We start from the raw sequence: 15,653 nt of genomic DNA, 5'->3' as shown, positions 1-15,653 counted from the left end.
GGTAGCGAAAAACCCTTTATAAATCACCTGTAGATTAAGCAGTAGCTGAATCTAAAGCACCCATCCTGTTAAGTACACGTGTTGCACAACGATGACTTAGCAGTATGGGTGTTTCTATTTATATTCACTCTTACATTTGTATTTTGACTTATTTTAGGAAAAGTCGTGTTTAAAACCTTGATTGTGGTTGATAACAACGAGCAGGCACTTGCTCACTCATTCGAAAACGTAATTACCTTCAATACCTACTTACGAGATTATCCAAAGCATAATGAGCCAAAAACGCGCATTATTAATCTATGCGACTCAAGCCAATACTTGAGTAAAGGCTATTATTGCTCATTACTTGCTGAGGCACGTAAACATCAAGTATTGCCAAGCGTAAAAACGATTAATGCGCTACGTAATGGCCAAACTTTGATGCTTAATGTTGGCCATCTCGATGATGCCTTATACTTTGGGCATGCAGTAAATGAACTACAAAACAAAGCAGCAAAAGCGGTATTTAAACAATATCCAGCGCCTATTTTATTTGTAGATGAAGCCGGGCTGTTACAGCAAGGTTCATTGGCGTCGCTTAATACTCAGCAGCATCAAGACTTTGTTGCTAAATTAACTGAGTTTACGCAAACACAGTGGCGTATAAGCAGTTCGCAAAAACGTTACCGCTGGGATATGGCTATTTTAGTTGATCACAATGAAAAAGTGCCACCAAGCGATAAAGATGCAATAGCCCGTTTTATTAAAGCGGCAGCTAAACATGGTATCTATGCTCAAGCGCTCAGTTTTGAAGAAATAGACAATATCGCTCAGTTTGATGCGCTATTTATTCGCCAAACAACTGCAATTGACCACCCAACTTACCGTCTGGCAAGTAAGGCGCAGAGCCTAGGATTAGTGGTGATTGATGATGCTGAGTCTATTTTACGCTGTTGTAATAAAGTGTATTTACATGATGCGTTTAATTATCAAAAAGTACCGAGCTTAAAAACCTTGGTAGTAGCTGATCAAAGTGATGAAACCATCAGTCAGCTTGAAGAGGCATTTACTTACCCATTAGTGCTTAAAATGCCTGAAGGGTCGTTTTCAAAAGGTGTCTACAAAGTAACTGATCGCAATGAGCTGGCAGCAAAATTGGCTGAGTTATTTGAATTTAGCGCTTTAGTTCTAGCCCAAGAATATATGTACACAGAATACGATTGGCGAGTAGGAGTTTTAAATGGTCGTGCTATCTATGCATGCCGTTATTTAATGGCGCGTAATCATTGGCAAATTTATAATCATGATGCAAAACGGTTTTTCTCTGGTGGTTTTGAAACACTGCCTACTTTTGAGTTGCCAAAAGCAGTTTTAGATGCGGCATTAAAAGCATGTAAAACTGTGGGCAAAGGGCTCTATGGTGTGGATGTTAAAGAACACCAAGGCCGTGCATATGTGCTTGAAGTAAACGATAACCCAAGTATTGACCATAAAGTAGAAGATGGTTACTTAGGTGATGAACTTTATATGATTATTATGGAAGAATTTAAACAACGCCTCGAAGCACGAGGTCGAAGTTAATGACCGAGCATAGTGTGGCAGTTCGCGCTGCCACAGATAGCGATTTAAAAGCGTTACTTGAGATAGAGCAGCAAAGTTTTAATCAAGATAGATTAAGTGCGCGTAGCTTTAAGCGCTGGATTGCAGCCAAGCATGGTATTTTAATGGTTGCAGAGTCAGAACAACAGTTACTCGGCTATGGCTTAGTGTGGTGCCATAAAGGCACTCGTTTAGCACGTTTATATTCGCTAGCAGTTGCACCAAATGCACAAGGAAAAGGCGTTGCTCAGCAGCTTTTGAAAGCACTAGAAAGAGCAACGGCTGAACGCGGACGGTTATTTATGCGTCTTGAAGTGGCGGTAAATAATAAAGCTGCAATCGCACTTTATGAAAAGCTTGGCTATCGGGTATTTGGGCAATACAGTGACTATTATGATGATCATAGTGATGCCTTGCGGATGCAAAAAAACATTCGTAAAACCAATGAGCTTGAGTTTTCGCGTGAAACGCCTTGGTATCAGCAAACAACCGAATTTACTTGCGGGCCAGCGGCATTACTAATGGCAATGTCATCAATAAAAAAAGCGATTATTTCACAAGTGAATGAGCTTGATATTTGGCGTGAAGCAACCACTATTTTTATGACCTCTGGTCATGGTGGTTGTCATCCATTAGGACTTGCTTTAGCTGCCAATAAACGCGGTTTTACAGCCGATGTGATTATTAATACACGTGATACATTGTTTGTTGATGGCGTAAGAAGTGATAAGAAGAAAGCAATTTTACACACGGTTCATAATCAATTTGTGGTTGAGGCAATTAATCACAAACTAGATGTGAAGTATCAAGATTTAACCCTTGAGCACATAGAGCGCTGGTTAGTAGCCAAAATGGCCGTGGTGCTATTGATCAGTACGTATCGCTTTGATGGTAAAAAGTCACCGCATTGGGTGTGTGTAACGCATTTAGATGAGCATTGTCTATATGTCCATGACCCTTTTTGTGAAAGCGATAAACAGCTGGCGATTGATTGTCAACACGTACCCATCGCTAAGAGTGACTTTTTAAAAATGGCCAGTTTCGGTAGTTCTCGTTTGAGTACGGCACTGGCTATACACATGCAGTAATTTTAGGATTTTGAGTGACTTTTTTTGAATTAGTAGATATCGCCCCCTATTCGTGGTCGGCAATAGGAAGTGCTGCATTTTGTGGCGCTTTGATTGGTATGGAACGCCAGTTACGTGGCAAACCAGTAGGAATAAGAACCTCAGTACTGATTATATTAGGTACTTATTTGTTTTTAGCCACGGCGTTTATGCTCCATGGTGATGTGATTGACCACTCGCGCGTGGTTGGTCAAATTATTACTGGCATCGGCTTTTTAGGTGCTGGAGTGATGCTCGCTAAAGATGGCGCTGTGGTTGGGGTAACATCTGCGGCAACTATCTGGGTTTTGGCATCTATTGGTGTAGTGATTGCAACCGATAATTTATTGGCAGCTATTAAACTATCCATTTTAGTGGTGGGCATTTTATATGGTGTAGATGTCCTTGAAGCTAAGTTTAAAAGCTTAAGTAAAGGTGTACACGCTAAAGTTAAAAGTTATCACAAACGATACTATCGAAAAGAAATTAACGAATCAGAACGCCACTAAGAGTGGCGTTTTTATGTTGATAAAGTCATGCTTTGATAGCTCAATGCATCTTCAATAGGAGCTGGGCGGCCAATAAAGTAACCTTGCACATTATCAACATTTAATTTTCTTAATGCGTTAAGCTCTGCTTGCGTTTCAATGCCTTCGGCAACAATCGAACAGTCTATTGCTTTAGCAAAGCCACAAAGTGCCTTGGCCAGTAAAAACTTACGATTGTCTTTATTTATATTTTGCGTAAGGCTGATATCTAATTTAATAATGTCGGCTTCCAGTTCTAAAATATGTTGAAACGACGAAAAGCCAGCACCTACATCATCAATAGCCAAACGTAGCCCTTTTTTTCGCAGTGGCGCTAATGCAGCTCGCATTACTGTATAGTCTGATATTGGTGAATGTTCAGTTATTTCTAATACCAACCTTGAACAATCGGCTCCTTGCAGAGTATATTCAAGTGCACCCGATAGTATATGGGATGGTGAACAATTAATGGCGATATAAGTGGTGTCATTAAATTGCGCAATATAGGCGAGGCTGTTTTTTATCGCCAGCATTTCCAGAGATTCACCTAGGCCCACATCTGTTGCCTCTTTAAACCAGAGATCAGGTGTTTTATAAGGTTTGGTAAAAAAGCGTGACAGTGATTCAAAGCCCGCAATTTCATTACTAAATAGATTAAAAATAGGCTGAAAATAAATACTTATACTGTTGCTTGCAATAACCTCATCAATTGCTAATTTGGTTTGGCAATGCAATGCAGTGTTATGCAGGTTTTTTTCAATTAATCCAGTTGCAATTTCAGAGATCATCTTTAAAAAAGACAAGTCCCGCTCGTTTAAGCTTTCATCATGATGCGATTTGTAACAACAAAACGTACCATATAATTTACCATTTGAAAGATTGATAGGCACACCAATATAAGCGCCTATGTTTAACTTGTCGGTTACTGGCATTATTTGAGTAATTGGATTTATTTTTGAATTGGTAATAATAGGGCTAAGCTGTTTCTCAGTGATTTTATGGCAATATGTTTCATTAATAGGATCGGAATTGCCCACTTTAACCGTTTTATTTGCTGATGGATTATCGACAACTTTGAAAACGCGTTCATCGTTAATAAACTCTGAAATAAAAGCAACATCCATATTTAAATGTTTGCGCACTAATCCCAGCAAATTTGTCAATTTAGCATCGATTGACGAATTATCTTTTTGATCCAAAAGCACATCGCTAAAATTTGCCGTCATGGCGCCTCCATGTGATTTTTTAGCACTTTTAATGCTATTACTATAATTTATATAGATATAAACGTCTAATTAGCGTTTGATTTTATTTGCTGCTTAGTTCAGTTTTCTCTATCTATAATTCAGGGAGGGACTAGCTCGTTTATAGATTTGCAGTCCTGCGCGATTAAATCGGTCGTTAATGGCCTAGAAAGTCCGGCACTTAGATGGTCCTTGTCGTACGCTTATCGTTATAATAAGAGTGAGCCTTATGCTTTTGTTATTTTAGCGTTTCAGTAGGTATAATATTTGGGGATGGTAAGATTTGTAAAAAATATGAATCTGACTGCGCTAATAACCAGTGATTATTTATTTAGGTGTTGTTTAATGGAATCGAGTTGGCAAATAATACAGTGGAATGGGCCGAAAAGAATTGTATTTCTGCTGTTTGCTTTCTTTTTTACAATACAGGTAGTGGCCAAACCAAGCTATCGTGTTGTGATATTAGTCGATGATAGTTATCCCCCATATTCTTACCTTAAAGACGGTGAGTTAGTGGGCTTATATGTTGATGTAGTTCGTCAAGCTGCCGATTTGATCAGTGAAAAATATATTATAGAGTTGCAACCAGTACCTTGGAAGCGCGGTGTTGACGCACTTAGACGAGGAGAGGACTTTGCCTTACTACCTCCTTATAAAAATGTGCAAGGGCGCAGTTTTATTTGGCCTTACTCAGAGCCGCTGCATGAAGAAGTAATACAAGCTTTTTGTAATCCAAACTCAAGCTTACTCAAGATTGAAAACACAGAATATCCATTAAAGCCGATTAATGTTGGTATCAATACAGGGTATCTTTTATTCGATCAAGCATTGAACACTGCCATGGAGCAAAACAAAATAAAAATATGGGAAAATAAAGATACATTATCAAATATTTTGAAGCTGGCTAAAAATAGAATCGACTGTTATATCAACGACAAATGGGCCATTTTATCAGGCATTAAAGCACTTAAGCAAAGCCATCCATTTGTTGATTTGAGTCAACTTCAGCAAGACAAAATTATTTTCAAGCGAACTGCTCACATTGGCTATTTGAAAGCACCATCAGAAAAATTTCCATTTAAGGATGACTTTATTAAAGAAATGGACGCAGCATTAAAGCTAGTATTTGAAAGGCGTACTCAAATCGACAGCGATGATAAATGATACGCGTTAAACGTCGATGCTCATGTTTAACTCGCACTGTATATTTTGCTATCTAAAAGGTTTAATTGTTTAAAAATAACACCCCGCCAACTTATTAACCAAATAACTTTCTTCTAACCACTTTTCGATACTCGCTAGGCGTTTGCGAGAGCACTTTCTTGAACACGCGGGTTAAATGACCTTGATCATTGTAACCCACCTCTAAAGCAACCTCCTGAATTGATAAGTTAGATGATGCAAGTAGCTCTTTGGCTGTTTGTACGCGTAATTGCTGCCAATATTCAATGGGGCTTTGGTTGGTCGCAATGCGAAAACGGCGGGTAAAAGAGCGGTAACTCAAACTAAATAGTTGAGCGACCTCTGTTAAACTTTGTTCTGTGGTTAAGTTGTTTTTTAACCAAAATTGAATTTGCGCGATGAGTTCATCTGGATGCCGATCAACGGCGCCTTCAAGGTAGCGCTGATCTTCGTAAGGTTTCCTAATTTCGTGAGAAAAGTTGCGCTCAACATGCTGAGCGGCGGCCTGTCCGTAGTATTGGCTAATAATATGCACGATCACATCTGCTAAGGCATTTAGACTTGCCACACTGTATAAGCGCTCAGATTGGGTGATAAAAAAATCAGGCTTGAGCAGCACTTGTGGGTAGTCGCGTTTAAATTGTTCTGCATAATGCCAATGAGTGGTAGCGGGGTGACCATTTAATAACTTAGCTTCAGCGACTAAGCAATTGCCAGTACCCACGCCAATGATTGAGCTACCCGTTTGCCAGCTACTGGCAAGCCACTGAACTAACCCAGAGTTTGCTCTGACAACAGGGCGAGGATTGCGCCAAATACCGGGCACAATAATCAAGTCACTGTAAGGTGCTGTGCTGTAAGTGTGATCCGGTAATATTGCTAAGCCGCTGCGATTTTTGATAGGTTCGTTGTCCTCAGCGATTAAATTAATCGTTAATGGCCGAAAAGTTCCGCTGTTTATATGCCCCTTGGCGTACGCCTCACCGGCTCTGAGCATTTCAATTGGCAAGGTGACACTGGTGATCAATAAGTGCTGGTATACCAAAATACTTATTTGCAAAGGGCTAAGTACCAAGTTGTTGTCCATTTAATTGCTCCGACCAGTTTGATTTGGCCTCATAGGCTCATTATTTGGCTATTTAAGCACAATGTTGATAATTAAATCCATCTAAACTGCAAGCTTCTCCTATAACACGTTTTCTCAAGGTAAATTATGACAGCATTACCCGTTATTATCGGCATGGGTGGAATTAACGCCGCAGGCCGTACTTCTTTTCATCAAGGTTATCGTCGTATCGTGTTAAATAACTTAGATACTCAAGCCCGCCAAGAAACATTTTTAGGCCTCGCCACGTTAATGAATTTAGTGAGTCTTGTGAATGGGCAACTGCAAGATTTACAAGGCAATACTGTTGAGCAAAGCGACATAGAAGCACGCTTTGGTGAGCAAATTATTGCCGGTACGTTAATTCGTAAAATTGAAAAAGAGCATTTTGATGTCGATGCAACACCGTGGCAGCAAAAAATGACGTTAACCGCGTCAGATGAAAGCGCTATTGTGTTTGAAACACGTCGTAAAGATTTACCTTCGCCGGTCCCTACAAGTTGGCAAGTAGAAGAGCTTGAAAATAAAAAAGTAAAAGTAACCATTGCGGCTCAGTTTGATATTAAACATGATTCTACTCGCGATAATCCGATTAAATCGGCTGGGCAACTACCAACAGGGTTTGATCCGTCTATTATGTACAACAGTCGCTACCAGCCACGTGGTTTACAAGCCACTATATTTGCTGCTACTGACGCGATTAAATCAACCGGACTCGATTGGCAACACATTATGAATAGTGTTGAGCCTGATAAAATTGGCACTTATTCAGCGTCGGTTATTGGTCAAATGGATGACAAGGGCTTAGGTGGTTTAGTAAAAGCGCGCCAGCAAGGTGATCGCGTCAGCACCAAGCAGTTAGCGCTTGGCTTAAATACAATGTCGACCGATTTTATTAATGCCTATGTGACGGGCAATGTAGGCACTACGTTTTCAACTTCAGGCGCGTGTGCAACATTTTTATATAACTTGCGCGCTGCAGTAAACGATATACAAGCAGGGCGTACACGTGTTGCTATTGTGGCAAGTGTTGAATGCGCAATTACCCCTGAAGTTGTTGAAGGCTTTGGTAATATGAGTGCGCTGGCGAATATTGAAGGTTTACGCCGCTTGGATAACTTAAGCAATGATGATGAGCCTGATTATCGTAAAAGTAGCCGCCCATTTGGCGAAAATTGTGGCTTTACTTTAGGTGAAGGCGCACAAGTAGCGATTCTAATGGATGATGCGTTAGCACTGGAGTTGGGGGCAGACATTTTAGGCTGCGTGCCTGATGTATTTGTAAATGCTGATGGCGTTAAAAAATCAATTACATCACCGGGACCGGGTAATTATATAACCATGGCGAAGTCGGCGGCATTAGCCACGAGCTTATTAGGTAAAGAAGCATTACAACAACGTAGCTTTATTTTAGCGCATGGTTCAAGCACACCGCAAAACCGCGTAACAGAGTCATTAATTTATCATAAGGTGGCACAAACGTTTGCCATTGATAATTGGAAAGTAGCAGCACCAAAAGCGTATGTAGGGCACACAATTGCGCCAGCTAGTGGCGACCAATTAGCGATGGCGCTGGGTGTATTTGCACATAATATTATGCCGGGTATTACCACCATAGATAAAGTGGCCAAGGATGTGCATAACCAGTATTTAGATATTCGTACTGAGCATTATCAATGCGAAGACATGGATATTGCTTTTATTAATTCAAAAGGCTTTGGCGGAAATAATGCCACAGCCACTGTTTTGTCACCCATGGTGACCATGAAAATGCTAGCAAAACGCCATGGTAGTGCGGTGATGGATGCATATGCATTGAGCAATCAAACCGTTACAGCCGCTCAGGCTAATTATCAGCAACAAGCTGACTTAGGACAATATGAGCTAATCTATCGCTTTGGTGATGGCATGATTGATGAAGATGAAATTGTCATTTCTGATACCGACATGCATATTCCCGGTTTTGATAAAGCCATTGCATTTAGTAAAACGAATCCTTATCAAGATATGTTTTAAGCACATTATTCTTGAGTGGCAAGGCGCTTTTATAGCGCCTTTTTTAATGCGTGAAAATTAGCCCTATAAAGTTTTTAAATTGTCATTGGCTGCATTTTTTTGTTGAATCACCGCAGTTTACGCGATCTGTCATTTATCCTTGTTATAATTTCAAGCTATTAAAGAGGCCAACGTTTGAGAGTCCTATGATCGCCAGTTTATTATTGTTAAGTGCCAGTGTTACATTAGATAGCCATTTACCGCCATTGTTGCCATGGCAAGGTCAAAGTTTGGCACTGATACAACAAAAAGGCCCATTAACCACTGATTTCGAACTAAGCGAAGGACTAAAGTCACCAAATTATCAGCAAACTATGGCCTTTGTAGATCGTCTTGTTGCAGCAAACCCTACCCAATTCCAAGTGCAAACTATTGCACATAGTGCCAGTGGCCGTGCGATCAACATGATGGTAGCAAGCGAAGATGGTGCATTTACACCTTCGCAGTTAATGCAAAACGCCAAGCCGACTATTTTTATTCAAGCGGGAATTCATGCCGGAGAAATTGACGGTAAAGATGCGATGTTTATGTTGCTACGCGATATTGCAACCGGTAAACGTCGAGATATTTTAAGCCAAGTGAACATCTTATTTATTCCTATTTTAAATGTTGATGGCCATGAGCGTAGTAGTCAGTTTAATCGCATAAACCAGCGTGGGCCAGTTGAAATGGGCTTTAGAACCAATGCTAATAATTTAAATTTAAATCGTGATTTCACCAAACTAGATACGCCGGAAGTACGTGGTGTATTAAAGGTGATCAAGCAGTTTAACCCAGATTTATATATCGATGTGCATGTGACTGATGGTGCAGATTATCAATACGATGTAACTTACGGGTACAACCCCGTATTTGCCAGTGAATCGCCAAGTGTGTCAGATGCGCTCAATAATTATTTTAAACCTATCATCGACACAAAATTACAAGAGCAAGGCCATATACCTGGGCCGCTGGTATTTGTAATGGATAAGCGCGAGTTTAAAAAAGGCTTAGCGGGCTGGGTTGCCACTCCTCGTTATTCGAATGGTTGGGGGGATTTAAGATCGTTACCCACAATTCTTGTCGAAAATCATTCATTAAAACCGTATAAACAACGTGTACTTGGCACCTATGTATTTTTAGATGGGGCTATGTCAGCATTGGCGCAACATCATCAACAATTAACCGAAGCGGTTGAAAAAGAACGTGCTTTTGTGCCAAGCCAGCTTATTGTTGAACGCGGTTATGCAAAAGAGCCAAACACTATCGCATTTGCAGGGATCAAATATTCGCGCAGTAAAAGCGCCTTGAGTGGCCAGATGGAAGTAAAGTATTTAGGCGAAAAACAGCACTATGATGCGTTGCCCATTTACTGGCAGAAGGATGCAAAAACTGTGATCACCGTACCAAGTACATTTTATATTCCACCTGCGTATCCAGAGATTGTCGAAAAACTCAAATTACATGGTATTACAGTAGAAAACGTGAGCAGTGATGAGCTGGTAACTAATTTAAAAGTCGCGGTAGTAACAAAGCATGAATTTGATAAAGCGCCGTTTGAAGGACGCTTTCGAGTAAACGCAGATTTTGATTTTGTTGATGTACCAGAAAAGTCTTTGACCGGTTGGTATAAAGTTGAAACTGCTCAACCTTTCGGTGAGTTAGTTGCCCATCTTTTACACCCCAAAGCACCGGATTCATTTTTTGCGTGGGGTGAGTTTAATACGATTTTTCAACGTACTGAGTACATGGAAAACTATGCATTAGCGCCGTATGCTCGCCATATGCTCAAAGATAAACCGGCACTTGCACTTGAGTTTGATAAAAAAATTCGTGAGGATGCCGCTTTTGCTAAAGATGCACAAGCACGATTAAACTGGCTCTATGAGCATACGCCATTTTATGATCAAGCTTATTTAAAGTATCCTGTGCTGATGACATTTGACACTAAACCGCAAATAAAGAATTAACATATGGAAATAATTACCGTACCGGTGACCGCTTTTGCACAAAATTGCCGAGTGGTTATTTGTAAACAAACACGCCACGCAGCGGTTATCGACCCGGGTGGCGACGCTGATAAAATCATTACTGAGCTTGCCAAGCATCAGTTAAGCTTGCAGTGTATTTTACTCACCCATGGCCATCTTGATCATGTCGGAGCGGCAAAAGTACTTGCTGAGCATTTTTCTGTTGATATTGTCGGGCCACAAAAAGACGAATTGTTTTGGTTTGATGCATTACCTATGCAAGCGCAAATGTTTGGCTTTGCACCAATTGCGACTTTTCATCCTCAGCATTGGTTAAGTCATGGTGATACGTTTACATTGGGTCAATTGCGATTTGACATTCGTCATTGTCCGGGCCACACGCCTGGGCATATTGTATTTTATGAAGCAACACATCAGTTAGTGATAGTGGGTGATGTTATTTTTAAAGGCTCAGTAGGGCGTACAGACTTCCCTAAAGGGGATGCCCAGCAGTTACTTGACTCGATTAAAAATCAAATTTTGACACTGCCTGATGAAACGCGAATTCTATCTGGGCATGGACCTGACACTAAAGTGCTGACTGAGCGCATATCGAATCCATTTATAAGTGGTAAATTTGGTTAGTTGCGCATAATAAATGCATAAAAGTACAAGACTCAACCTACAAACCAATGTATAATTTAACCAATTTAGTAAAATAAATAAGAAATAAAATGTCTCTAAATCATGTTGACCGCCAAATTTTGGCACTGTTACAGCAAGATGCAAGTCTTTCGACCGCTGATATTGCTGATAAAGTCGGTTTATCTCAATCACCTTGTTGGCGTCGTATTGCTAAGCTTGAGCAAGATGGTTACATCAAAGGCAAAGTTGCCTTATTGGATGAGAAAAAGCTCGGCTTTGATATGCTAGTGTACGCTCATGTTCGTTTATCAAATCATGGCCGTACAAATTTAGCTGAGTTTGAACGACTTATCCTAAGTTATGATGAAGTAACAGAATGTTACAGTATGGCTGGCACTATGGACTTTATGTTGCGGATCATTTCTAAAGGCATTGAAGGCTATGAACAGTTTGTTCGTGATAATTTATTGAATCTTGAATTTGTTCAAGAAGTTCACTCAAACGTCACTATGACTTGTGTCAAACGCAGTACATCGCTGCCACTTTAATCGTATCTAATCATGCTAGCGCTATAAAGGCGTTAGCTTGTTCCTCTTACTGCAATTGTTAACCTTAGCTTAATTTGTTAGAATTCAGCGCTTTTTTGATCCCACACTCCGAAGAGGAATTCAATGTTTAACTTATTAAGCAAGGCGCCGAGCTCTGCTAAAAACGATATCTTATCAGGTATAACGGTTGCCCTAGCGCTCGTTCCTGAAGCTGTTGCATTTGCGTTTGTTGCAAATGTAGAGCCTTTAGTTGGTTTATATGCAGCATTTATTGTTGGCTTGATCACCGCTATTTTTGGCGGCCGCCCAGGTATGATCTCCGGTGCAACCGGTGCACTTGCCGTTGTTATGGTAAGTTTAGTGCTAGATCATGGGGTTGAGTATCTCTTTGCGACTGTATTACTGATGGGGATACTGCAAATACTAGCAGGGGTGTTTAAGCTCGGTAAGTTTATTCGTATGGTTCCGCATCCGGTGATGCTCGGGTTTGTAAATGGTTTAGCGATTGTAATCTTCTTAGCGCAACTAGGGCAATTTAAGGTGTCCGATGGTCAAGGTGACATGCAGTGGATGACCGGCACGCCGATGATGATCATGCTAGGATTAGTCGCCTTAACGATGGCTATTATTCACTTTTTGCCAAAGTTGACTACAGCTGTGCCATCAACATTAGTCGCTATTGTTACTGTAACCGCCATTGTTATCGGATTTGATTTAGAAGCGCGTACAGTACTTGATTTCTTAAAAGATATGACCGGTGACAGTGCGGCAACTATTGCTGGTGGTTTACCACAATTTCACATTCCAATGGTGCCATTTACCTTTGAAACACTGAAAATTATTTTACCTTATGCACTTATTTTAGCGGCAATTGGTTTGATTGAATCATTATTAACCCTTAGCCTAATTGATGAAATCACAGAAACCCGTGGTCACAGCAATAAAGAATGCATTGGTCAAGGCGCTGCAAACGTTACCTGTGGTTTCTTTGGTGCGATGGGGGGCTGCGCGATGATTGGTCAATCAATGATCAACATTAACTCAGGTGGTCGTTCGCGTCTATCTGGTATCACCGCAGCATTAATGCTCCTAGCATTCATTATTTTTGCCGCCAGTTTGATTGAAATGGTGCCGCTGGCAGCATTGGTTGGCGTGATGTTTATGGTGGTATTAGGCACCTTTGAATGGGCGAGTTTCAAAATGATGAAACGCGTCCCAAAATCAGATGCTTTTGTCATTGTATTAGTATCGGGTGTAACGGTGATAACTGACTTAGCAATTGCAGTATGTGTGGGTGTGATTGTGTCAGCCTTAGTATTTGCATGGCAACATGCTAAACATATTTTTACTACAAACTACATTGATGAAGAAGGTTCTAAAGTCTACGAACTACACGGCCCATTATTTTTTGGCTCAGTGAAAAAGTTCGCGGAGTTGTTTGATGTTAAAAATGACCCTAAAGACGTTATCATCGAATTTAAATACAGCCGAGTGGCAGATCACAGTGCCATTGAAGCAATTGATACTTTAGCTGATAAATACACCAAGGCAGGTAAGCAGTTGCATTTACGCCACTTGAGCCCAGACTGTATACAGTTATTACATAAAGCGCGCGACTTAGTAGAAGTTAATGTAATAGAAGATCCAACTTATAAAGTTGCTTCAGACAAGCTTGCTTAAACGAGACGTTTGATAAAAAAGCGAAGGCACTGCCTTCGCTTTTTTATTGCTATCGAACAAATCATTGGCTGAAACCGTAGATGACATTAAAATTTATTTAAGTCACATAAAAACCAGTGCTCGGTGAGTCAATTATTGAGACTAAGCTCGACTAGTGCAGCTAGTGCCTGTATAATTCGCGGCCTCTTTATACCGTCTTATTGCCTGTATTAACTTTTCCTTATTCAGCGAACAGTGTACTTGTCAGTATTTGCTTAGGAAATTCATTTTGATCTCTACCGCTAATATCACCATGCAGTTTGGTGCCGAACCCTTGTTCGAAAATATCTCCGCTAAATTTAGTAACGGTAATCGTTATGGCTTAATTGGCGCCAATGGATGCGGTAAGTCAACCTTCATGAAAATCCTCAATGGCTCATTAGTGCCAACATCAGGTAACGTATCAATTGGCCCAGGACTGAAAGTCGGTAACTTAAGCCAAGATCAGTTTGCATTTGAGCAATACTCAGTGGTTGATACTGTGATCATGGGTGACGTTGCATTATGGAAAATAAAGCAAGAACGTGAACGTATTTATTCACTGCCAGAAATGAGTGAAGAAGATGGTATGAAAGTCGCTGAGCTTGAAAGCGTTTTTGCTGAAATGGATGGTTACAGTGCAGAAAGCCGCGCGGGTGATATTTTATTAAAAGCGGGTATTGAAGAAGAATTTCATTTTGGTCTAATGTCACAAGTAGCCCCTGGCTGGAAGCTGCGCGTCTTACTTGCGCAAGCCTTGTTTGCTAACCCTGATATTTTATTACTGGATGAGCCAACCAATAACTTGGATATTCATACCATTAGCTGGTTAGAGCACGAACTTAACCAGCGTAAATGTACCATGATCATTATTTCTCATGACCGCTATTTTCTTAATGCGGTATGTACTCATATGGCTGATATTGACTACGGTGAGCTGCGTATTTACCCAGGTAACTACGAAAAATACATTGAAGCATCAACACTTATTCGTGATCAATTACTTGCTGGTAATGCTAAAAAGCAATCTGAAATTGAAGAGTTACAAGATTTCGTTAACCGCTTTGGTGCTAATGCGTCAAAAGCAAAACAAGCGAGTTCACGTGCTAAACGCATGGATAAAATCAGCTTAGATGAAGTGAAGTCGTCAAGCCGAATGGCGCCGTCATTGTATTTTGATGAAGGTAAAAAGATGCACCGCCAAGCATTGATCTTAGAAGACTTTGGCCATGGTTTTGACGGTGAAGTATTGTTTGAAGGCGGCGAGCTGATTTTAGAAGCGGGTTCAAAACTTGCCATTATTGGTGAAAACGGTGTTGGTAAATCAACCTTTATTCGCTGTTTAGTGGGTGAACTTGAAGCTAATCACGGTGTTGTAAAATGGTCAGAAAATGCATCGATTGGCTATTGTCCGCAAGATAGTAGTAAAGACTTTGATAACGATTTAACCTTGTTTGATTGGATGTCACAGTGGCGTACAGCCAAGCATAACGATTTAATGGTGCGTGGCATGTTAGGTCGGTTATTGTTTACTGCGGATGATGCGAATAAAAAAGCTAAAAACTGCTCAGGTGGTGAGAAAAATCGCCTATTGTTTGGCAAATTAATGATGCAAGACGTAAATGTTTTGGTGATGGACGAACCGACAAACCACATGGATATGGAAGCCATTGAAGCGCTTAATAATGCATTAAAAGGCTTTGAAGGTACGCTGATTTTTGTCAGCCATGACCGTGAGTTTGTTTCATCATTGGCAACTCGTATTATTGATATTCGTGACAAAGAAGTGGTTAATTTCCATGGCACCTTTAACGAATTTATGGCAAGCCAACAAGAGCAAGCGAAGCTTTTGGCTGCAAAGTAAAGTTTATTGATCTCAGTTTTATTAAATGCATGATTATGCAAGCGAGTTCAAGAGCTCTGTAAATCAATATAATTGGTATTAAGTATCAGAAAACCGGCTGCGGCCGGTTTTTTTGTGTCTAAATTATGTAAAATTAAAAAGTTGCTTTGGTG

The 15,653-nt window shown here is 40.4% G+C and carries 12 protein-coding genes; 10 read left to right on the top strand and 2 right to left on the bottom strand.

All coding sequences use genetic code 11. The features are described from left to right. Positions 1 to 165 precede the first annotated feature (165 nt). Genes H5183_RS00565 through H5183_RS00555 form a run of 3 tightly spaced genes read left to right on the top strand, consistent with a single transcriptional unit; the run spans position 166 to position 3,193 of the window. The gene (locus H5183_RS00565; RefSeq protein WP_145233138.1) at positions 166 to 1,560 is read left to right on the top strand and encodes a RimK family protein; all 1,395 of its coding nucleotides are present in this window, start codon (positions 166 to 168) and stop codon (positions 1,558 to 1,560) included. Then, the gene (rimI, locus tag H5183_RS00560) at positions 1,560 to 2,666 is read left to right on the top strand and encodes a ribosomal protein S18-alanine N-acetyltransferase (protein ID WP_182730626.1); all 1,107 of its coding nucleotides are present in this window, start codon (positions 1,560 to 1,562) and stop codon (positions 2,664 to 2,666) included. Before H5183_RS00565 ends, rimI begins: the two co-directional genes overlap by 1 nt. Positions 2,667 to 2,680: 14 nt before the next feature. Further along, positions 2,681 to 3,193, top strand: a complete 513-nt coding sequence (locus H5183_RS00555) for an MgtC/SapB family protein (RefSeq protein WP_145233140.1) — start codon at positions 2,681 to 2,683, stop codon at positions 3,191 to 3,193. An 11-nt stretch (positions 3,194 to 3,204) separates the two neighbouring features. Here the strand turns inward: H5183_RS00555 and H5183_RS00550 are convergent, their stop codons facing one another. Next, positions 3,205 to 4,437 (bottom strand): EAL domain-containing protein, encoded by a 1,233-nt coding sequence (locus tag H5183_RS00550; RefSeq protein WP_182730625.1) that lies wholly within the window; start codon positions 4,435 to 4,437, stop codon positions 3,205 to 3,207. Positions 4,438 to 4,800: 363 nt separating this feature from the next. Here H5183_RS00550 and H5183_RS00545 point away from each other — a divergent pair, with 363 nt between their 5' ends. Beyond that, complete coding sequence (locus H5183_RS00545) at positions 4,801 to 5,619, top strand: ABC transporter substrate-binding protein (protein ID WP_182730624.1); 819 nt, start codon at positions 4,801 to 4,803, stop codon at positions 5,617 to 5,619. A gap of 94 nt (positions 5,620 to 5,713) precedes the next feature. On the opposite strand, the gene H5183_RS00540 is transcribed toward H5183_RS00545, so the two are convergent. Beyond that, positions 5,714 to 6,724, bottom strand: a complete 1,011-nt coding sequence (locus H5183_RS00540; RefSeq protein WP_145233143.1) for a GlxA family transcriptional regulator — start codon at positions 6,722 to 6,724, stop codon at positions 5,714 to 5,716. A 126-nt stretch (positions 6,725 to 6,850) separates the two neighbouring features. Between H5183_RS00540 and H5183_RS00535 the strand changes: the two genes are divergently transcribed. The 6 genes from H5183_RS00535 to H5183_RS00510 all read left to right on the top strand — a co-directional run bounded on the left by H5183_RS00535 (position 6,851) and on the right by H5183_RS00510 (position 15,501). Further along, positions 6,851 to 8,758: a beta-ketoacyl synthase gene (locus tag H5183_RS00535; RefSeq protein ID WP_182730623.1), complete on the top strand. Its 1,908-nt coding sequence runs from the start codon at positions 6,851 to 6,853 to the stop codon at positions 8,756 to 8,758. A 185-nt stretch (positions 8,759 to 8,943) separates the two neighbouring features. Further along, positions 8,944 to 10,746, top strand: coding sequence for a M14 family metallopeptidase (locus H5183_RS00530; protein WP_182730622.1), 1,803 nt, complete (start codon positions 8,944 to 8,946; stop codon positions 10,744 to 10,746). A gap of 3 nt (positions 10,747 to 10,749) precedes the next feature. After that, positions 10,750 to 11,391 carry an MBL fold metallo-hydrolase gene (locus H5183_RS00525; RefSeq protein ID WP_182730621.1) on the top strand — a complete coding sequence of 214 codons (642 nt, stop codon included), beginning with the start codon at positions 10,750 to 10,752 and terminating at the stop codon, positions 11,389 to 11,391. A gap of 89 nt (positions 11,392 to 11,480) precedes the next feature. After that, the gene (locus H5183_RS00520) at positions 11,481 to 11,939 is read left to right on the top strand and encodes an Lrp/AsnC family transcriptional regulator (RefSeq protein WP_016707271.1); all 459 of its coding nucleotides are present in this window, start codon (positions 11,481 to 11,483) and stop codon (positions 11,937 to 11,939) included. Positions 11,940 to 12,062: 123 nt separating this feature from the next. Beyond that, entirely contained in the window at positions 12,063 to 13,619 is a 1,557-nt protein-coding gene (locus H5183_RS00515; RefSeq protein ID WP_182730620.1) for a SulP family inorganic anion transporter, read from the top strand. 268 nt (positions 13,620 to 13,887) lie between these two features. After that, complete coding sequence (locus tag H5183_RS00510; protein ID WP_145233148.1) at positions 13,888 to 15,501, top strand: ABC-F family ATPase; 1,614 nt, start codon at positions 13,888 to 13,890, stop codon at positions 15,499 to 15,501. The last annotated feature ends 152 nt before the right edge of the window (positions 15,502 to 15,653 follow it).

It is taken from the genome of Pseudoalteromonas sp. SR44-8 (genome assembly GCF_014163635.1).
In the GTDB taxonomy this organism is placed as follows: domain Bacteria; phylum Pseudomonadota; class Gammaproteobacteria; order Enterobacterales; family Alteromonadaceae; genus Pseudoalteromonas; species Pseudoalteromonas rhizosphaerae.
This window is presented reverse-complemented; position numbering and strand designations above follow the sequence as displayed.

Bases quoted from the DNA above. Each gene is read 5' to 3' on its own strand.
- rimI (WP_182730626.1), top strand. From the start codon at position 1,560: ATGACCGAGCATAGTGTGGCAGTTCGCGCTGCCACAGATAGCGATTTA.
- H5183_RS00550 (WP_182730625.1), bottom strand. From the start codon at position 4,437: ATGACGGCAAATTTTAGCGATGTGCTTTTGGATCAAAAAGATAATTCG.
- H5183_RS00545 (WP_182730624.1), top strand. From the start codon at position 4,801: ATGGAATCGAGTTGGCAAATAATACAGTGGAATGGGCCGAAAAGAATT.
- H5183_RS00540 (WP_145233143.1), bottom strand. From the start codon at position 6,724: ATGGACAACAACTTGGTACTTAGCCCTTTGCAAATAAGTATTTTGGTA.
- H5183_RS00535 (WP_182730623.1), top strand. From the start codon at position 6,851: ATGACAGCATTACCCGTTATTATCGGCATGGGTGGAATTAACGCCGCA.
- H5183_RS00530 (WP_182730622.1), top strand. From the start codon at position 8,944: ATGATCGCCAGTTTATTATTGTTAAGTGCCAGTGTTACATTAGATAGC.
- H5183_RS00525 (WP_182730621.1), top strand. From the start codon at position 10,750: ATGGAAATAATTACCGTACCGGTGACCGCTTTTGCACAAAATTGCCGA.
- H5183_RS00520 (WP_016707271.1), top strand. From the start codon at position 11,481: ATGTCTCTAAATCATGTTGACCGCCAAATTTTGGCACTGTTACAGCAA.
- H5183_RS00515 (WP_182730620.1), top strand. From the start codon at position 12,063: ATGTTTAACTTATTAAGCAAGGCGCCGAGCTCTGCTAAAAACGATATC.